General features: G+C 69.3%; 16 protein-coding genes. 5 read left to right on the forward strand and 11 right to left on the reverse strand.

What is annotated here, in order from left to right; translation table 11 throughout:
• Positions 1 to 34: 34 nt before the first annotated feature.
• Positions 35 to 328 (forward strand): hypothetical protein, encoded by a 294-nt coding sequence (locus JEQ17_RS03025; RefSeq protein ID WP_200393705.1) that lies wholly within the window; start codon positions 35 to 37, stop codon positions 326 to 328.
• A 42-nt stretch (positions 329 to 370) separates the two neighbouring features.
• Here JEQ17_RS03025 and JEQ17_RS03030 read toward each other — a convergent pair whose 3' ends face one another.
• Together JEQ17_RS03030 and JEQ17_RS03035 are read right to left on the reverse strand one after the other, a co-directional pair.
• Positions 371 to 1,192: a DUF899 domain-containing protein gene (locus JEQ17_RS03030; RefSeq protein ID WP_200393706.1), complete on the reverse strand. Its 822-nt coding sequence runs from the start codon at positions 1,190 to 1,192 to the stop codon at positions 371 to 373.
• 144 nt (positions 1,193 to 1,336) lie between these two features.
• Complete coding sequence (locus JEQ17_RS03035) at positions 1,337 to 1,927, reverse strand: TetR/AcrR family transcriptional regulator (protein WP_200393707.1); 591 nt, start codon at positions 1,925 to 1,927, stop codon at positions 1,337 to 1,339.
• A 152-nt stretch (positions 1,928 to 2,079) separates the two neighbouring features.
• Between JEQ17_RS03035 and JEQ17_RS03040 the strand changes: the two genes are divergently transcribed.
• Positions 2,080 to 3,099, forward strand: a complete 1,020-nt coding sequence (locus JEQ17_RS03040; RefSeq protein WP_200393708.1) for an aldo/keto reductase — start codon at positions 2,080 to 2,082, stop codon at positions 3,097 to 3,099.
• A gap of 99 nt (positions 3,100 to 3,198) precedes the next feature.
• Here JEQ17_RS03040 and JEQ17_RS03045 read toward each other — a convergent pair whose 3' ends face one another.
• The gene (locus JEQ17_RS03045) at positions 3,199 to 3,927 is read right to left on the reverse strand and encodes a TioE family transcriptional regulator (protein ID WP_200393709.1); all 729 of its coding nucleotides are present in this window, start codon (positions 3,925 to 3,927) and stop codon (positions 3,199 to 3,201) included.
• Between the two features lie 58 nt (positions 3,928 to 3,985).
• Between JEQ17_RS03045 and JEQ17_RS03050 the strand changes: the two genes are divergently transcribed.
• On the forward strand, positions 3,986 to 5,185 hold the full coding sequence (locus JEQ17_RS03050) for an erythromycin esterase family protein (RefSeq protein ID WP_200393710.1): 1,200 nt from the start codon (positions 3,986 to 3,988) through the stop codon (positions 5,183 to 5,185).
• 57 nt (positions 5,186 to 5,242) lie between these two features.
• On the opposite strand, the gene JEQ17_RS03055 is transcribed toward JEQ17_RS03050, so the two are convergent.
• From JEQ17_RS03055 to JEQ17_RS03090, 8 genes are all read right to left on the reverse strand, one after another.
• A complete protein-coding gene (locus JEQ17_RS03055; protein ID WP_200393711.1) occupies positions 5,243 to 6,667 on the reverse strand; it encodes a glucoamylase family protein in 1,425 nt (474 codons plus the stop codon).
• A 203-nt stretch (positions 6,668 to 6,870) separates the two neighbouring features.
• Complete coding sequence (locus JEQ17_RS03060) at positions 6,871 to 8,073, reverse strand: glycoside hydrolase family 1 protein (protein WP_200393712.1); 1,203 nt, start codon at positions 8,071 to 8,073, stop codon at positions 6,871 to 6,873.
• A gap of 136 nt (positions 8,074 to 8,209) precedes the next feature.
• Positions 8,210 to 9,079 carry a carbohydrate ABC transporter permease gene (locus JEQ17_RS03065; protein ID WP_200393713.1) on the reverse strand — a complete coding sequence of 290 codons (870 nt, stop codon included), beginning with the start codon at positions 9,077 to 9,079 and terminating at the stop codon, positions 8,210 to 8,212.
• Positions 9,076 to 10,053, reverse strand: coding sequence for a carbohydrate ABC transporter permease (locus tag JEQ17_RS03070; protein ID WP_200393714.1), 978 nt, complete (start codon positions 10,051 to 10,053; stop codon positions 9,076 to 9,078). The genes JEQ17_RS03065 and JEQ17_RS03070 overlap by 4 nt, the downstream gene beginning before the upstream one ends.
• A gap of 24 nt (positions 10,054 to 10,077) precedes the next feature.
• On the reverse strand, positions 10,078 to 11,322 hold the full coding sequence (locus tag JEQ17_RS03075; protein WP_200393715.1) for a sugar ABC transporter substrate-binding protein: 1,245 nt from the start codon (positions 11,320 to 11,322) through the stop codon (positions 10,078 to 10,080).
• A gap of 676 nt (positions 11,323 to 11,998) precedes the next feature.
• Positions 11,999 to 13,090: a LacI family DNA-binding transcriptional regulator gene (locus tag JEQ17_RS03080; protein ID WP_234048036.1), complete on the reverse strand. Its 1,092-nt coding sequence runs from the start codon at positions 13,088 to 13,090 to the stop codon at positions 11,999 to 12,001.
• A gap of 622 nt (positions 13,091 to 13,712) precedes the next feature.
• The gene (locus JEQ17_RS03085) at positions 13,713 to 14,051 is read right to left on the reverse strand and encodes a thioredoxin family protein (RefSeq protein ID WP_200393717.1); all 339 of its coding nucleotides are present in this window, start codon (positions 14,049 to 14,051) and stop codon (positions 13,713 to 13,715) included.
• Between the two features lie 411 nt (positions 14,052 to 14,462).
• Positions 14,463 to 15,605 (reverse strand): PucR family transcriptional regulator, encoded by a 1,143-nt coding sequence (locus JEQ17_RS03090; RefSeq protein ID WP_200393718.1) that lies wholly within the window; start codon positions 15,603 to 15,605, stop codon positions 14,463 to 14,465.
• Between the two features lie 87 nt (positions 15,606 to 15,692).
• Here JEQ17_RS03090 and JEQ17_RS03095 point away from each other — a divergent pair, with 87 nt between their 5' ends.
• Positions 15,693 to 16,748 carry a ferredoxin reductase gene (locus tag JEQ17_RS03095; RefSeq protein WP_200393719.1) on the forward strand — a complete coding sequence of 352 codons (1,056 nt, stop codon included), beginning with the start codon at positions 15,693 to 15,695 and terminating at the stop codon, positions 16,746 to 16,748.
• Between the two features lie 7 nt (positions 16,749 to 16,755).
• Positions 16,756 to 17,874, forward strand: coding sequence for a fatty acid desaturase family protein (locus tag JEQ17_RS03100; protein ID WP_200393720.1), 1,119 nt, complete (start codon positions 16,756 to 16,758; stop codon positions 17,872 to 17,874).
• Positions 17,875 to 17,915: the final 41 nt, after the last annotated feature.

Genomic DNA, 17,915 nt, shown 5'->3' on the forward strand with positions numbered 1-17,915 from the left:
CATGATGTGCATCCGGAGCTCATAGGGAGTAGTCATGAGATCGCGCCTGCAGTGGATCCACGGCCGCGGAGAGCGTGTCATCGTCGGCCGCAAGCAGACGTACACGGCCGAGATCTTCGTCAAGTTCTTCGTCCTGGCCGGCCTGCTGTACATGCCGGTTCTCGTCTTCGAATGGGGTGAGTGGATCCCGTTCGCCGGGGCCAGTGTCTATCTGCTCTGGGAGCTCGGCCGCTCCAACAGCGCACTCGGCGAGCTCGCCGAACTCTGGAACGAGCAGCACGATCAGCGGCAGGAGTCGGCTCGAACCGACTCCCTCCAGCGACACTGACGCAGCCGGTCGACGACTGCGTGCGATTCCGCCGCCCACGTGTCAGTGGTGGTGACCCTTGCGGCCGAGGGTCTCCACCTGGGTCGCGCCGGGGCGGGTCCACTGCGGCACGGGGCGGCTGGTAGGGCCCCAGGTGGCGTTGCCGTCGGCGTCCGAGCGCCAGTACCAGCAGGCCTGTTGGCCCACGGCCGGGTGCCCCTCGCGGACCTCGCCGATCACGGCCCTGCCCTCGGGGTTGTCCTCCCACGCCTCGCCGCGGCCGTGGGGCGTCATGTCGAGCAGGCCGAGCGACCCGTTGACCCGCTCGTTGCCACGGCCCGTCGTGGAGTAGGTGAGGAACACACGGTCGCCGTCGCGCAGGAAGCAGGCGATGTGCCCCATGTTCCCGCCGACCGGCGCCTCCACGCCCCGTACCGAGTACCAGGGCTGGGTGTAACCCATGAACTCGACGTACGAGGCCACCTCGTCCCAGGGACCCGAGGTCAGGACGGCGAACGAGACACCCCGGGCGTTGAGGTAGACGGCGTCCTTCACGTGCCAGGCCGTGGTGGTGCAGCCCTCGCACTGCCCCTGGTGCGGCGCGCCGTCGTACCACATGTGCTGATAGACGACCAGCTCGTCGCGCCCCTGGAACAGGTCCAGGAACGGGACCGGGCCCTCGGCTCCGACGACCTCGACCGTCCCGTCGAGCTCCACCATCGGCAGCCGCCGCCGGGCCGCGGCGATCGCGTCGCCCTCACGGGTGTGCGCCTTCTCGCGGACCAGCAACGCGTCACGGGCGGCCTGCCAGGCGGCCGGGTCGACCACCGGTGGCTTGCCGGGGAGGTCGCCGCTCGCGTTGCCGGGCGTGAGCATGGTCGTCATGGTGTCCTCCGTGGTGTCTCGTGCAGGGCAGCGTCGTACGACGCCTACGACGCTCACGAGAACAGACTCTCGGCCCCGCCAAAAATCATCGCGGCAGGGACGCCCTCGGCCATCCGAGTACTCCGCCATCCACGACTGCCACGATCAGTGCGGTTGGCGTAGGCCCGCGACGAGGAGCTCGACCAGCCGGCGTGCGTCGTAGCGGGTATCGCTGTCCGCGCCGATGCAGAGGTTTCCGATGCCGCGCATGAGCTGGTAGGCGTCGAGGTCGGCGCGGATCTCGCCGGAGGCGGCGGCAGCGTCGAGGAGCTGGGTGCACACCGGCAGGAGGCGGTCGAGGAAGTAGGCGTGCAGCGTTTCGAAACCGGCGTTGTCGGTCTGCAGCGCGGCCGCGAGTCCGTGCTTGGTGACCAGGAAGTCGACGAAGAGGTCGACCCACTGTGCGAGGGCGGCGTGAGGTGTCGGGCTGCTCGCCAGAAGAGCCGGGCCGGCCTCGGCGCAGGCGTCGACCTGGTGGCGATAGACGGCGATGACGAGATCCGCCCGAGTCGGGAAGTGGCGGTAGATCGTGCCGAGCCCGACGCCGGCCTTGGTCGCGATGTCCCGTACCGGCGCTTCCACACCCGACGTGACGAAGACGGCTGCGGCCGCGTCGAGCAAGGTCTCCTTGTTGCGCCGGGCGTCCTTCCGCTTGGACTGGGGCGCGCTCCCCGCGCCCTCGTCGCTGTCGTTCACCGCGCCACCCTCCGCCGTCGACCTTGCCAAACGGAACAGCGTTCCGTATCGTTCCGGAACGAGGTTCCGTTTGCTTATGATGCCAGAGCCCGGGACCGGCAACCAAGCCATGCAGTGACACCACGCTTCACCCGCAACGGAGGAACACGGTCATGCAGTACCGCACCTTGGGCCGCACCGGTGTACAGGTCAGCTCCCTCGCGCTCGGCGCGATGAACTTCGGCAGGATCGGGCGCACCACGCAGGACGAGGTCACCGCTGTCGTGGACGCCGCCCTCGAAGGCGGGATCAACGTCATCGACACCGCTGACGCGTACAGCGCCGGCGAGTCCGAGGAGATGGTCGGCAAGGCCGTCGCAGGCCGCCGCGACGACATCGTGCTGGCCACGAAGGCGACCCTGCCGATGGGCGACGAGCGCAACCACCGGGGCAGCTCGCGCCGCTGGCTCGTCACCGAACTGGACAACAGCCTGCGCCGTCTCGGTGTCGATCACGTCGACCTCTACCAGATTCACCAGTGGGACCCCACCACCAGCGACGAGGAGACGCTGTCGGCCCTGACCGACCTGCAACGCGCGGGAAAGATCCGCTACTTCGGCTCCTCGAACTTCCCGGCATACCGCGTCGTGCAGGCGCAGTGGGCCGCCCGCGAGCACCGTCTGAGCCGCTACGTCACCGAACAGCCCAGCTACTCGATCCTGCAGCGCGGGATCGAGTCCCACGTCCTGCCCGTGACCGAGGAGTACGGGCTCGGGGTGCTGGTGTGGAGCCCGTTGGCCTCGGGCTGGTTGTCGGGTGCGGTCCGCGAGGGCCGGCACATCACCACCAGCCGCTCGACGTTCATGCCGCAGCGCTTCGACACGGCGATCCCCTCCAACCGGGCCAGGCTCGACGCCGTCGAGCGGCTGGCCGAAGTCGCCGACGAGGCCGGCCTGACCATGATCCAGCTCGCGCTCGGATTCGTGACCGCGCACCCCGCCGTGACCAGCGCGCTCATCGGTCCCCGCACACTGGACCACCTGCACTCGCAGCTCGCCGCGGCCGACACCGTGCTCTCCGCCGACGTACTGGACGCCATCGACTCCATCGTCGCGCCCGGTGTCGACCTGGCCGCGCACGAGAAGAACGACACTCCGCCGGCGCTGCTCGACCCGGCACTGCGACGCCGCTGACGGCTTGGCGCGGACACGTGGTCCACATCCACATCCACGTCCGGTACTCGCTCCGGCTCGCCGATACGCACGGTCTCGTGGGCCGGGTCCTCCGAAGCCTCATCCGCGCTCGCGGAGGTACGCCTCCATCTCGGCGGCCCCGGTCAGCATCGCCCGTCCGCGGGCCGATACCCGGCCTCGCCAGTCGGCCAGTGCGGCCTCCAGCGGCTCCAGCCCGCCGGCCGACCGTACCTGGGCGATCAGCGGGGCGATCTGCTCCAACAGGTAGCCACCCCGCCTGAGTTGGTGGGACAACCGGGCGTCCCGTACGTCGGACTCGTCGTAGACGCGATACCCCGTCAGCGGATCGCGGCGGGGGCTCACCAGCCCCGCACGCTCCCATTTGCGCAGCGTCGCGGGCCGGATCCCGAGCTCTTCCGCCAGCGGTCCGATGAACCTGTCGGCGAGCCCGGAAGCCGAATGGGGCTCGGGCGTGGCGGGCTCCAGGTCACGGAGGGCGCTCTCCACGGCCTGAAGGGTCCGTCGGTCGTCGAGAAGTTGGGTGTGACTCTCGTCGATGAGACGGAACGCCTCATCGACCGCGCCCTGGTTCACGGCCCGCATGATCGACGTCGCCGTCTGGTGGCCGTGGCCGGGCACCAGGGCAAGAAACGCGCGCAGCGCACCCGCGTGCAGCGAGGTGTAGGTGCGGTAGCCGTGAGGGGTGCGACCGGCGGCCGGAAGGATGCCGGCCTCCTCGTAGTTCCTGATCGCCTGCGTGGACAGGCCGTGCCCGCGCGCCAGGTCAACCGGCCTGAGCCGTTCGCCGTTTTTAAGGTTTCGCCCCATGGCCCCGCCGATATCGCGCGAAAGTTTCAACCGGAGGTTCAACGATACCGTTGAAGGCATGGCTACTGACATCAAGGACGCCGTCCATGCCGTTGACGCTGCCGCTGTCATGAGGCTGCTTCCGGCCCGGCCTCGACTGCTCGCTCTGGGCGAGCCAACCCACGGCGAGGACACTCTCCTCGACCTGCGCAACGAACTCTTCAGGCAGCTTGTCGAGCAGGAGGGCTACCGGACGATCGCGATCGAGAGCGACTGCCTGATGGGCCTGGCCGTGGACGACTACGTCACCTCCGGCACAGGCACTCTCGACGAGGTCATGGAGCACGGATTCAGTCACGGCTGGGGCGCCTCCGCGGCCAACCGCGAGCTCGTACGTTGGATGCGCGCCTACAACGAGGACAGGCCCGCGTCCGACCGGCTCCGCTTCGCCGGTTTCGACGGCCCGTTGGAGATCACCGCCGCCGCGAGCCCCCGCCAGGCTCTCACCGCGCTCCACGGTTACCTCTCGCGGGTGGACACGGACCTGCTCCCCTGCACCGCGGAAACACTCGACCACCTGCTCGGCGCCGACGACCGGTGGACCGATCCCGCCGCGATGATGGACCCGTCCCAGTCCGTGGGGCAGTCGGCCGACGCCGGTCGGCTGCGGCTGCTCGCCGACGATCTGGTGGCGCTGCTGGACGCGCAGACGCCCCACCTGATCACGACGACCTCGCGGGCCGACCTGGACCGGGCACGCCTGTACGGGCGCACCGCGACCGGCCTGCTGCGCTACCACCACTGGATGGCCGACACCTCACCAGCCCGCATGACACGACTGTGCGCGCTGCGGGACCTGATGATGTCCCACAACCTCCTCGCCCTCACCGATCGGGGACCGACACTCGTCCACGCCCAGAGCTCCCATCTCCAGCGACAGAAGAGCTCGATGCGGATGTGGCAGGGACGGGTGGAGTGGTGGAGCGCCGGCGCCCTGGTGAGCACCCGACTCGGCAAGGAGTACGCCTTCGTGGCCACGGCCCTCGGCACGATCCACCACCAGGGAGTGGACGCTCCACCGCCGGACACCGTCGAAGGCCTCCTGTACGAACTCCCGGACGACCGCTACGTCGTGGACGCCCGGGAGCTGACCACCGCCCTCGGCGGCACACTGCCCGCACTCCGCGTCTCCCCCTGGTTCGGCTACGCCCCGTTCGACCCGACCCACCTGGGGGACAGCGACGGCATCGTGTTCGTCAAGGATGTCCCGCAGAGCTGACGCCACCATGAGCAGTTCGGCCCGTCGGGGTTCTGGTGATGCCTCTCCCGTCCACGTCTAGAGGGAGAACCGCTCCTTGCCGAGCAGCGGGCGTACCCGTGTGTGGAAACCGGCTGTGCGGAACGGCGTTTGGAGCAGGCCCGGGCGCAGGTGCTGCGCGATGGCCGCGGTGATCATGCCCTGGTCGAGGGCGAGGACGAAGTCGCTCACGCGGCCGGTGGTGACGTCGACCGAGTCGCGGAAGCCGTAGCGGTCGTCGTAGGCGCCGAAGGCACGGTCGAGGGCGCGGAGGTTGGAGAGTGCCTCGGCCCGGGCCTGGGGCAGCGCGAGGAAGGAGGCGTGCGGGGTGACGACACCCAGGGAGTTGTAGCCCTCCTCCTGCATGCCTATCCCGTCGACCCCGTACTCGCGATAGCCACCGGCGGGAATGGACGCCGGGGAGAAGCCCCAGTAGCCGTACTCCTCCTCGATCAGGCCGTGTTCGATCTGGCTGCGGACGTAACGTCGGTGGGTGGTGCCCCAGGAGCGGGGGGACCACTCCGATTCGGGCACGAACAGCGGGACCATCAACGCCTCGAACATGGAGCCGCCCCAGGTGGGGACGAGCTTCCGCCCCCGGTAGGTGTAGTGGCCCTCCCAGACGCGTACGCCGTCGATCTCGACGTACTCGCCCTGCGGTTCCTGCTCCTGGCCCGCTCCCGGAAGCAGCGTGCGCATCATGTGCCAGTAGTGGTCGGTCGGCAGTGAACCGTCGGCGATACCGAGGTAACTGGCCATACGGGGTTCGGTGTTGAGGGCGCCGTAGTGGTGGCCCGTGGGTTCGCCCTTGCCCGGCTTGTCCGGCCAGAAGCCGCCGCGCAGTTGTCCGGGACCGGCGACCGGGTCGGCCGGATCGAAGGGGGTGTAGTAGTACGACCAGTCGGCGTCGGCGAGGAGGGCGGCGATACGGGGACGCAGGCCGGGGTGGGCGTGCGCGGCGATACGCAGACCGGTCACCAGCCACGCGTTGTCGACGCTGGACAGGAACGGACGCACGGGGTCGCCGGTCTCCGGCCAGGTCGTCAGCAGTGAACCGTCGTGCGCGTCGTACCAGTTGAACCAGAAGCCGTGGGCGCGTTCCAGGCGTTCCACGGCGGCGACCGTGCGGGCCAGCCGACTGCGCATGGTGGCCGCGGATATGACGCCGAGTCCGGCGGCCGCGACGGTGGACCACAAACCGCAGCCGATGTTGGTGGGCGAGGTCTGCGCGGACGGCACCGGTGTGCCGCTCCCGCTGACGTCGATCTTGTCGGCGGCCAGGCCGAGTTCGGTCGTCATGGCCTCCATCGAGCGATGGGTCGCGACGAACCAGTCGCGCAACAGACGGCTCTCCGCGTCGGTTCGAACGGCTGGGGTGGCGTTGGCCGCGGTGGCGGTGAGGGACGTGGCGCAGGTGGCCGCGGCAGTGGTTGCGGCGGCGGTGAGGAAGCTACGACGGTTCATGCGGCTCTGGCTCCTGTGCTGTGGGAGGGCAGGCAGGCGGAAGGGTGCGTGTCTGTGGTGCGGCGATGCGGTGATGCGGTGATGCCGGATCGTGCGGGTGCTGCCGAGGCGGGGCTCGGTACTGCCGGTTGTGATGTGTGAGGAGTGCCGGGAGCCGGCCGGTGTCAGGGGCCGGCCGACTCCCGGGTTCTGGGGGGGGACCGTCAGGACTCGGTGCGCGGCAGGGCGCGGTCGCGGCCCAGGCTGCCGAGCCAGACGGCGGATGGCTTCGGGGTGCGCTCGAAGGTGGTCGGGTCCACGGCGATCAGTCCGAAGGTCGGCTTGAAGGAGCCCCATTCGTAGTTGTCCAGGGCGCTCCACGCAAGGTAGCCCTGGACGTTCAGGCCGTCCTCGACGGCGGCGGCGACCGCGCCGAGGGCGCCGGTGTAGTAGTCGACGCGGCGGCTGTCGTCCGCGGTGGCGATGCCGTTCTCGGTGACGATCAGGGGTGTGCCGTCGCCGATGACCTCTGCGGTGTGCCGCAGGGCGTGGCCGACGGCGGTCGGGTAGTACTCCCACTGCGTGAGGGTGCGTTCGACGTCGTCGGGTGCCGGGACGGGACCTTCGGAGGCGATCTTGGTGCGGGTGTAGGACTGCACGCCGATCCAGTCGTCGCCACGGGCGGCCTCGATGAAGACGTCCTCGCGGGGGTGGCGGTAGTCGGCGGTGACCTGCTCGGCGCCGGGCAGCGCCTGGTAGACCTGGTTGGCGATGGTCCAGCCGACCTGGATGTCGGGGTGACCGGCGCGGATGACCTTGACGGCCGTGTGGTGCGCCGCGATGACCGCGCGGGTGGTCTCCTCGTCCGGGGTGGGCAGGCCGGCGGGTGGGAAGCCCTGATTCCCGGCCTTCGCGAGGCCTGCCATGACGGCGATCATGTTCGGCTCGTTGATGGTGCACACGTGCCGGACGCCGTCGGCGATGACGGGCGCGCACTCCTCGACGTAACGGGCGAAGAGATCGACGGCGCCGTCGGCGGTCCAGCCGCCGAAGTCCTCGAACCACTGCGGGACGGTGAAGTGGTGCAGGGTCACCATGGGGCGCAGACCGCGGGCGAGGGCGCCCTCGACCATACGGCGGTAGTGGGCGATCTCGGCGCGGGAGAAGATGCCGCGGACCGGCTCGATGCGCGCCCACTCGATGCTGAACCGGTAGTCGGTGAAGCCCAGTTCGGCGAGCAGGTCCATGTCCTGCTCCCAGCGGTGATAGCTGTCGCAGGCGTCCAGGCTGGGTTCGGCGATCCCGGCCGCGGGGTCGTGCTCCTTGCGCCACCAGTCGCTGTTGACGTTGTTGCCCTCGATCTGGTGGGCGGCGGTGGAGGCGCCCCACAGGAAGCCGTCGGGGAAGCGGGTGGTGGTGTGCGTCATCGTCCGTTTCTGTCTTTCTGGTGTGGGGGCGGTGGCATGGCGACCGGCCCGGGGGTCGCGGCGAAGCGACCGGCGGGTCACGAGAGGCCGGGAGAAGCGGGTGCGGGAAGGCCGTGGGAAGAGGCGCCCGGTGGGGCTACTTCAGGCCCGCGGTGGCGATGCCCTGCGTGAAGTGCCGTTGCAGGACGATGAAGACGGCCAGGACCGGGAGTACGACGAGGAGTGAGCCGGCCATGAGCATGCCGTTGCCGCCGCCGACCGTGCGGTTGGGATCGTTGGCGAAGGTCGCCAACGCCACCGGCAGGGTGTACTTGTCCGGGTCGTTGGTGGCGATCAGCGGCCAGATGAAGTTGTTCCAGGAGCCGAGGAAAGTGAAGATCGTCAGGGTCGCGAGTGCGGGCTTGACCAGCGGGATCACGATCCGCCAGAAGATGTACCACTCCCCCGCTCCGTCGAGGCGGGCCGCCTCCAGCAGTTCGTCGGGCACGGAGAGCATGAACTGCCGCATCAGGAACACCCCGAACGCACCGGCCGCGAAGGGCAGCACGAGTCCGGCGTACGTGTCGATCAGGCCGAGGCCGTTCATCAGCACGTACAGCGGCAGGATCATCAGATTGCCGGGGACCATCAGGGCGGCGAGCACGACCGCGAAGACCTTGGAGCGCCCGGTGAAGTCGAGCTTGGCCAGGGCGTAGCCGAGCATGGAGCAGAACAGCAGGTTGCTGACGGTCACCAGGACGGCCACGATCAGCGAGTTGAGGAAGTACTGCGGCATGTCGAGCTGGTCGAGCAGGGCCGTGAAGTTGTCCAGCGTCCACCGCGAGGGGATCCACACGGGCGGGCTCGCCGTGAGGTCCTGCTTCGTCTTGAACGCGGACAGTGCCATCCACAGGAACGGGGCGGCCATCACCAGCAGTGCGACCGAGGCGATCGTGTAGAGCAGCGGGGTGCGCACCCCTCCGGTGCGGCGGCGGGGCCGGGCCTTGGTTGCGGTGTCGGCGGTCATCGGGTGTTGTCCTTCAGCAGTCGGAGCTGGAGCACCGTGATGCCCATGATCACGACGAACAGGACGTACGCCATGGCGCTGGCGTAGCCCATGTGGAAGAAGTTGAATCCCTCGCGGTACATGTCGAGCGACACGGTCAGCGTGGAGTCGGAGGGGCCGCCCTGGGTCATCACGAAGGGCTCCTCGAAGACGTTGAGGTAGCCGATGGTGGTGATGACCGTGGCGTACAGCAGGGTGGGCCGCAGCAGCGGGACGGTGATGCCGCGCAGTTCCTGCCAGGCGCCGGCGCCGTCGAGACGGGCCGCCTCGCGGACATCGGCCGGGATCGCCTGGAGGCCGGCGATGCACAGCACCATCACGGTGCCGAGGTTCCGCCACACGGCCATGGTGATCAGGGACGGCATGGCCCAGGTCTCCGAGCCGAGGAAGTCCGGCGCCGTCAGGCCGACTTCGGAGGCGAGGGAGGCGATCAGTCCGTCGGAGGGGTCGAGCACGAAGCGCCAGACGACGGCCACGGCGACGATGGTGGTGACGACCGGCGCGTAGAAGCCGACCCGGAACAACGTACGGGCCCGGTCGATGCCGTTGTTCAGCAGGATCGCCGCCAGCAGTCCGAGGACGATGGTCGCGGGGACGCCGACGACCACGAAGTAGGCGGTGTTGAAGAGGGCCTTGAGGAACTTGTCGTCCTGGAAGAGCTGTGTGTAGTTGTCAAGGCCGACGAACTCCGCCTCCAGCGGGCGGGTGACGTTGCGGGCGCCGAAGTCGGTGAAGCTCATCAGGAGCGTGGCGACGATCGGGAAGAGCATGAAGACGCCGAAGAGCACCAGGAACGGCGTGGAGAACAGCCACCCGGTCAGGTTGTGCTTGCTCAGTGAGCGGCGGCCGCGGCGGGTGCGACCGGATTTCCCGCCGCTGTCGGGGCTCTTGTCGACGGCCGCCTGTGGGACGGCGGGTCCTGTGGTGAGGGACATCAGGGAACGCTCTCCTACTGCCTTCTACTGCACGAGTCCTTCGATCTCGGACTGGGCCTTGTCCAGCGCGGCCTTCGCGGAGGACTTGCCCTGGGTGACCGACTCGATGGCCGTGTCCACCTTGGAGGTGATCTCGGTCAGCTTGGGCTGGGAGGGGGTGGCGCGGGCGGTGTCCATCTGCTTCCGCCACACCTGCATGGTGGGGTCGGTGGCGAGGTCGCCGGTCTTCCAGGCGGCCGTGTTGGCGGGCAGGTCGTTGGTCCGCTCGAACCAGTCGACTTGGCCCTTGGCGCCGGTGAGGTAGGAGACGAGTTCCTTGGCGGCGGCCTTGTGGTCGCTGTCGGCGGAGACCGCGAGGCTGGACCCGCCGGCCATGGACACCGATGCCTCATCGGCGGGTACGGGGGCGACGGCCCACTTGCCCTTGATGTCGGGGTAGTTCTCGTCGAGGAGGTTGGTGATCCAGGGGCCGCCGAAGAACATGGGTACGGCACCGGAGTTGAAGTCCTTGGTGACGTCGTAGCCGGGGCGTACGGACTTCTCGCTGAGGCCCTTGTCGAAGTAACTGCCGTAGTTCTCCAGCGCCTTGACGGCCGCGTCGGAGTTCACGACGGCCTTGCCGTTGTCGTCGATGACGGCGCCGCCGGCGGAGTACAGGAACTGGTAGAAGCTCTGTACGGTGTCGAGTCCACCCGGCTGGATGGACAGACCCCACTTGGTGTCGGCCTTCTTCTGGTACGCCTCGGCCGCGCTCTGGAGCTCGGCCATGGTGGCCGGAGCCTTCTTGATCCCCGCCTTGGTGGCGAGGTCGGTGCGGTAGAAGAGCACGCGAGTGTCGACGTACCACGGCACGCCGTAGGTCTTACCGTCGTAGGAACCCTGCTGCCAGGCGGCGGGGAAGAAGTCGCCCTCGCGGAAGGTCTTGGTGTCGACCGGCTCCAGGACACCCATGTCGGCGAACTCGCCCAGGTAGCTCCCGCCCATCTGCATCACGTCGGGCAGCTTCCCGGCGGCGGCAGCGGCGACCAGCTTCTGGTGGGCCACGTCCCAGCCGATCGGGGTGATCTTGACCTTGATGTTGGAGTGCGACTTCTCGTACTCCTTGGCGACATCGCCGAGCTTCTCCCCCTCCGTGCCCATCGCCCACACGGTCAGGGTCTGCTTGGCGTCTGCTGCCACGCCCGCGCCACCCGAGCCGCCACAGGCGGTGAGGGTGAGCGCAGACGCCAGGGTGAGTGCGATCGACCCGGTTGCGACGGCGCGGTTCATGGGCGGCTCCTCCTTGAGCGGTGATGTATGCGCTGCCTGTAAGCGCATACATCACTCTGTTGCAGCGATTCCGGGCCTGGCAAGAGGGGCCTTGGTCACACTCCCGTAACGAGAGGGACATCCGACGGGTGGCCCGCTCCGCCCGGCGCGACCGTGCCGACCGTGATGGGCCTGTGCGAGAGCAACGTAAAACGGATCAGTGCGTGGGGAAAGGATCTGTGATCCAGGGCTCTCGCCACGGAATGGTTGCGTGGGCTCCAGGAGGCTCGCCGCACGGTTGGTGGCGGGTGCGGGCTTTGCTGGCGCTACCGTGCGGTGGGGGCGTGCGCTCGCGACGGTTCCGTAGCCGGAGACGGCTACGGCGGGGCGCGACGAGGTTGGCGCCGACGTACTGCGTCTCGACGAGGGGTTCGTTGGCGGGATCGAGCGCCGGGGGCGCCCTGGGAGGACTGGCTCTCGGGGGTCGGAACAGTTGACCGCGGCGAGGGTCGGGGACTACTTGATGCGGTTTGCGCCGATCCGATCCGTGTCGGCAGGGACAGGGACAGCGGTGAGTCTGTTCGCGCCCACGTCTACGCGTTGGCGGGAGCCGGCGCCCGGAGGTCAGGCGGCCGGTGGGCCGCATGCGGGTGTCGCATGTCGGGTGGGCGGCGACCGGGCATCGGACGGGCGGCGTTCAGCCGGTCGCCATCGAGGGGGGCGCCGTCGCCTCGTCGCAACCGCAGCTTGCCCGGCGGACGACACCGACAGGCAGCATCAGTGAGACAGGCTCCTCGGGCGGCTGTCCGCTCAGCCGTCGAACCAGCAGGTCGACGGCCTCCTCCCCCATGCGCACCATCGGCTGACGCACGGTGGTCAGGGCGGGGCGTACCAGGCGGCTCAACGGGATGCCGTCGAAGCCGGTCACGACCACGTCGTCGGGGACTCGTACACCACGGCGTTCGAGCGCCTGGAGCGCACCCACCGCCATCTGGTCGTTGGCGAACACGAACGCCTCGGGCCGGTCGCCGTCTCCCTCGCACAGCAAGTGCGCGGCGCGGGCGCCTTCGGCCTGGGTCATCATCGGCATGCGCAGTGCCGGCGCGGCGGCGGCCTCGATCCCGGCCTCCAGGCAGGCCCGGCGGAATCCGCGGAAACGCGCCTCGACGTCCGGAGACTCGTCGACGAGCCCCACGTAGGCGAGGCGGCGCAGCCCGTGGTCCTGGACCAGGTGGCGGGTCAGCTCGTACTGGCCGTCCTCGTTGGCGACCTCGACGTGGTCGAGGTGGTCGAGCGAGGGGTCCTGCGCGCGGGGGCCGGCCAGCATCACCACCGGTCGGCGCCGGGAGATCGCTTCGAGCTCCTCGGTCGGTACCGTGCGGGCCATCACCGCGAAGCCGTCGACGCGGCCGGCCACCTGTGCCACGAGGTTCTCCGGACCGCCTTCGAGGGAGGCGGCGATCAGCAGCGCGTACCCGTGCCGGCGGGCCGCGCGTTCCATGCCCCGGATGATCTGGTCCGAGTAGAGCATCGCGGCATCGTCGTCCTCGGCGCCGAGCGTGTCCGGGTCGGAATAGTCCGGGAAGCACAGGCCGAGGACGCCGGTCGAACGGCTGGCCAGACCGCGGGCGTTGCCGCTCGGCACGTATCCCAGTTCACCGGCCGCCGCCAGCACCCTTTCGCGGGTGGCGGCGCGCACGGAGTCGGGGCTGCGGTACACCCGGGACACCGTCGCGATGGACACGCCGGAGCGTTCGGCCACGTCGTACACCGTGGGGATCGCGTTCACGATGCGGTGCCGTTCATGGGTCGGGCCCCCGTCTCTTCTGATGCATGCACGTAGATGAAAGCGCATTCACCCTAGGGCGGGCGGGTCTACGAGGCAACCGGGGCTCGGGGGCGGGGGTGTCGTGGCTGCCGGGGGGGGCGGGGACCTCTCCCCTGTCGTTGGCTGAAACCTGCGGGTTCGGGGCCGTTCGCGCCCGGGGGCACTTTCTCACTGAGGGGACCGCCCTCAAATACGCCTCAGCGAGATGGAGCCGACAACGAAGAGCAACCGCGGGACCCGCCAGATCAGGAACCTCTGCCGACCCGCCCATGGCGCAGGTCCGACATCCGCACTTTCCGACCCGTCGTCCGCGCCAGAAGGTAGGTATTCGTCACCGTGTACGGCGCGCGGCTCGCCGATGGACCACCTTCGGTCGTCGGCGTTGTGAGGAACGAAGAAGCATGCACCGCAGGGCGGAACGCATTGCTCCATGAGCAGGCGGCCTCAAGCGCTGCGCGGACGCGCCGTCGTCCTCGCCCCGGTACCCCACTAGTCAGTAGCCGAACAGGGCGAAGAGCCGTCCCGCCGCGGATGGATCCAGACAGCGTGGCGGTTCTCAGCAGACGGCGCCCGCCGCGGCCGCTCAGAGGTGGCCGTCCAGGAACGTCCGTACCTCGGCGATGGTCATGGGCCCCGTGCCGTGCGCCACCGCCTCTCCCTCCTTCAGCAGGACGTAGGACGGGGCTCCGGTGATCCCGTATCGCTCGGTTGCGGCCGGACAGCGCGTGATGTCGGCGCGGACGGCCGTCAAGCGGCCCGTGTAGTCGTCGGCGATGCCACCCACGACGAGGTCCATCACCCGGCAGGGCTCGATCGCCTTGGGCCAAGTCCCTGTGAAGTACGCGAGGACCGGAACTCCGCTCATCCCGAGGATGAAATCGAACTCCGCGTCCTCACGGGGTCGGTGAACCCGCTTCGCCATGGGAGCTCCTGATCTCACGTTCCGTCATTCCATCCCCATCATCCCTCGCGCGATGTGCCGGGCCGGCCCGGTCGGTCCTCCGGTTGACCTGCCGGGAGGGAGGCCGGGGGCCGTCGCGGAACCACGGTGGCCTGCGGCGCGAGCGGCCCGGCTCCCCGCCCGTGGTGACCAGGCTTGGCCGCCCCGGCGGTCACCCGGCTGCAGCCCGCCGCGCGCCCGTGGGCCAGCTCGTGCCAGGGCAGCGCCCCCGACGGGCTTCCCGAGGCCTTGTCCGGTCTTCACATCGACCAGCGGTGTCAGCAAGGCTGATACCGCTCTTCGACGGGCCGTATGAGCCGGCTGATGGCGCCGAGAACGAGGCACGATTCCTGGACCGCTCGCGGACGTGGGCGCGGACGGTCGACGTACGCGTCAGCTGACCCCAAGACCGACCGCGAGGGTCAGTTCAAGGACCCGGTGTGGCGACGCGAGATCCGGAAACAGCTCCCGCAGCTGCGACATCCGGTACCGGACGGTCTGGGGATGGACGAACAACGCCGCCGCCACCTCGTCCCGCCTGCCCTGGTGCAGCAGCCACTCCCGCAACGTCTCCTCCAGCCGCCGCCCGGTCGCGGGCGGCAAGGTCCGCAACGGTGCGAGGGCCCGGGCACGCAGGTCTGCGAACGCGTCCGCGTCGGCGCTCAGCACCAGCTCGGGCAGGTGGTCCTCGGTGTCGCGTATGTCGGAGGAGAGGGAGCGCGCGCGTACGGCTCGTGCGTACGAGGCGGACGCACGGGTCCATGGCCGGGCAGGGCCGACCACGGCGGTGCGGTCGGTGAGCTGCCGCAGGAGATGTGATCGGTCGGCATCGGGGACGAGCAGCACACCGGTGGCGTCCGGCAGATCGTCGAGGACGAGGGTGCTCGGGTCGTCGAGCGCGCGGTAGGCGGGCCGGGCCTGGGCGGCGGGCAGCAGGACCGCGGTCAGTGAGACCGGAGGCTGCCACCCGGCCCGTTGAGCAGAGGCCAGCAGCACGTCCGGGCTCGCGCCGGCGAGGAGGTCGCGGGCCAGGTGTTCCAGGTGGCGCTCCTGGGCCCGGCCCCGGGCGGCCAGTTCGTCGGCGTGGCCAGCGGCGCTCGCGGCGGAGAGCTCGTCGATGTAGGCGAAGGTCAGCTCGGCGAACTTGGCGACCTCGGCGGCGGGCAGACCCGCGGGTACGGCACCCGCCGCCAGGCATCGCCAGGCCACGCGGGCGCCGACGCGGTAGGCGCTGAGCAGGGCGTCCATCGAACGGCCGTCGCGCACCTCGCCGCGGCCCAGCTCGTAGGCCGCGTCACCGGCGTCGCCGCCCGTGGCGTTCCCGCTCGCGAGGTCCAGGTAGTGCCCCAGGGCGGTGCGGACGGCTCGGCGGATGGTGGCGCCCATGCGGCCCGAAAGGGCGTTGGCGTAGGGAGGGACCTCGTCGATGATCGCCTGGACGACCTCGTCGGCGGTGCTCTTCAGCGCGGCCCGAAGTACGGTGACCGTCGTCTCATCCAGGGCCAGCTCGCTGGCCCTCCGGATTGCATAGCTCACGTTTTTGTTCCCAGCGAACAATTCAGCCGACCAGATTTACGTCCTACGGTCAGGACTTTACGCCCTGAGGCGCAGCAAGCTGGAGGCATGACGAGTACAGCTCCCCGCAGCAGGGCGTGGAAACTGCTGGAGATGGTCACGACGCCACTGCTGCCGTCGGACTACCTCGACCTGGTCAGCCCGCTGCGTGCGGGCGCCGACCTGCGTGGGCGCATCGAGGCCGTGCACCCCGAGACGGGTGACGCCGCGACCGTCGTGATCAGACCGGGACGGGGCTGGCGCGGCCACACAGCCGGTCAGTACGTGCGGATCGGGGTCGATGTCGACGGGGTGCGCCTGTGGCGTGCCTACTCCCTCACCTCGCCGACAGACCGCAGGGACGGCCGCGTCACGATCACCGTGAAGGCGATCCCGGACGGCAAGGTCAGCAACCACCTGGTCCGCAGGGCGAAACCGGGCACGCTGATTCAGCTCGACCAGCCGACCGGTGACTTCGTGTTGCCGCAGGCCAAGCCCGCCAAGGTGCTCTACCTGACAGCCGGCAGTGGCATCACACCCGTGATGGGCATGCTGCGCGACACCGAGTTCGACGACGTCGTCATGGTGCACTGCGCGCCACAGCCGCAAGACGTGATCTTCCGCAGCGAACTGCACGACCTGGTCGCGGACAAGAAGCTGCGGCTCACCGAGGTGCACACCGACACGGACGGCATGCTCGACATCGCCCGTCTCGACGAACTCGTGCCCGACTGGGCCGAGCGCGAGACCTGGGCCTGCGGGCCCGCGGGCCTGCTCGACGCCGCCGAGGAGCACTGGACCGAGCACGGCGTGCAGGAGCGCCTGCACACCGAACGCTTCCGCCCCGGCATCGTCGTCACCGGCGACGGCGGCGAGGTCACGTTCAGCACCACCGGCAGGACCGTCGACGCGGACGGCGCCACGCCGTTGCTGGACATCGGCGAGGAGGCCGGCGTGCTCATGCCCTCCGGGTGCCGCATGGGCATCTGCTTCGGCTGCGTGACGCCGCTCAAGGCGGGCGCCGTCCGCGACCTGCGCACCGGCGAGATCACCGAGGCCGAGCCGGGCGTCCTCATCCAGACCTGCGTGTCCGCCGCGGCGGGCCCCTGCGACATCGAACGGTAGGAGCACCTTGACCGCCACCGACCCCACCGCCCACCTGACCGCGGAGCAGATCGAGGAGCTCGGCCGCGAGCTGGACGCGATCCGCGACGAGGTGATCGCCAGCCGCGGGGAGAAGGACGCCGCCTACATCCGCAAGGTCATCTCGGCGCAGCGCAAGCTCGAGCTGGTCAGCCGGGGCGTACTGCTGTTCTCGATCTTCCCGCCCGCGTGGCTGATCGGCACCGCCGGTCTGTCCGTGGCGAAGATCATGGACAACATGGAGATCGGCCACAACATCCTGCACGGCCAGTGGGACTGGATGCGGGACCCGAAGATCCACTCCACCACCTGGGAGTGGGATCACGTCTCGCCGTCCGAGCAGTGGAAGCACTCGCACAACGAGCTGCACCACACGTACACCAACGTGATCGGCAAGGACAACGACCTCGGCTACGGCATCATGCGCGTCGACGAGGACCAGAGGTGGCACCCGTTCCACCTCGGCCAGCCGCTGTGGAACTTCATCAACGCCTGCTTCTTCGAGTACGGCATCGCGGCGTACGACCTGGAGCTCGGCAAGAACCTGCAGAAGCGCCGCCGCAAGAACCCGGAGTTCCGCGCGCGGGCCAGGGCCGTGGGCCGCAAGATCCGCAAGCAGGTGCTCAAGGACTACGTGATCCACCCGCTGCTGTCGGGCCCGTCGTTCCTCCCCACGCTCGCCGCCACGTTCACCGCGAACCTGGTCCGCAACCTCTGGACCCACTCGGTGATCATGTGCGGGCACTTCCCCGAGGGCGTGCAGGTCTTCGAGCGCCGGTCGATCAAGGGCGAGACGCGCGGCCAGTGGTACCTGCGCCAGATGATGGGCTCGGCGAACATCAGCGGCAGCAAGGCCATGCACTTCATGACCGGCAACCTCTCCCACCAGATCGAGCACCACCTGTTCCCGGACCTGCCGAGCAACCGGTACGCCGAGGTCGCGGTGAAGGTGCGCGCTCTGTTCGAGAAGTACGAGCTGGAGTACGTCACCGGGCCGCTGCCCAAGCAGGTGTTCTCCGCGTGGCACAAGGTCTTCCGGCTCTCCCTGCCGAACAAGAAGCCCAAGGTCAAGACACCGGACCGCGAGCAGGAACTCCTCGCGGCCTGATCCCGGTATCGGTTCAGATCTGCCGACGGGCGGGCTGGGTG

The sequence above is a fragment of the Streptomyces liliifuscus genome, assembly GCF_016598615.1.
GTDB classification, from domain to species: domain Bacteria; phylum Actinomycetota; class Actinomycetes; order Streptomycetales; family Streptomycetaceae; genus Streptomyces; species Streptomyces liliifuscus.

Coding starts and splice junctions, on each gene's coding strand:
- JEQ17_RS03055 (WP_200393711.1), bottom strand. CDS start 6,667: ATGAACCGTCGTAGCTTCCTCACCGCCGCCGCAACCACTGCCGCGGCC.
- JEQ17_RS03070 (WP_200393714.1), bottom strand. CDS start 10,053: ATGTCCCTCACCACAGGACCCGCCGTCCCACAGGCGGCCGTCGACAAG.
- JEQ17_RS03050 (WP_200393710.1), top strand. CDS start 3,986: ATGGCTACTGACATCAAGGACGCCGTCCATGCCGTTGACGCTGCCGCT.
- JEQ17_RS03025 (WP_200393705.1), top strand. CDS start 35: ATGAGATCGCGCCTGCAGTGGATCCACGGCCGCGGAGAGCGTGTCATC.
- JEQ17_RS03085 (WP_200393717.1), bottom strand. CDS start 14,051: ATGGCGAAGCGGGTTCACCGACCCCGTGAGGACGCGGAGTTCGATTTC.
- JEQ17_RS03095 (WP_200393719.1), top strand. CDS start 15,693: ATGACGAGTACAGCTCCCCGCAGCAGGGCGTGGAAACTGCTGGAGATG.
- JEQ17_RS03030 (WP_200393706.1), bottom strand. CDS start 1,192: ATGACGACCATGCTCACGCCCGGCAACGCGAGCGGCGACCTCCCCGGC.
- JEQ17_RS03060 (WP_200393712.1), bottom strand. CDS start 8,073: ATGACGCACACCACCACCCGCTTCCCCGACGGCTTCCTGTGGGGCGCC.
- JEQ17_RS03075 (WP_200393715.1), bottom strand. CDS start 11,322: ATGAACCGCGCCGTCGCAACCGGGTCGATCGCACTCACCCTGGCGTCT.
- JEQ17_RS03045 (WP_200393709.1), bottom strand. CDS start 3,927: ATGGGGCGAAACCTTAAAAACGGCGAACGGCTCAGGCCGGTTGACCTG.
- JEQ17_RS03040 (WP_200393708.1), top strand. CDS start 2,080: ATGCAGTACCGCACCTTGGGCCGCACCGGTGTACAGGTCAGCTCCCTC.
- JEQ17_RS03065 (WP_200393713.1), bottom strand. CDS start 9,079: ATGACCGCCGACACCGCAACCAAGGCCCGGCCCCGCCGCCGCACCGGA.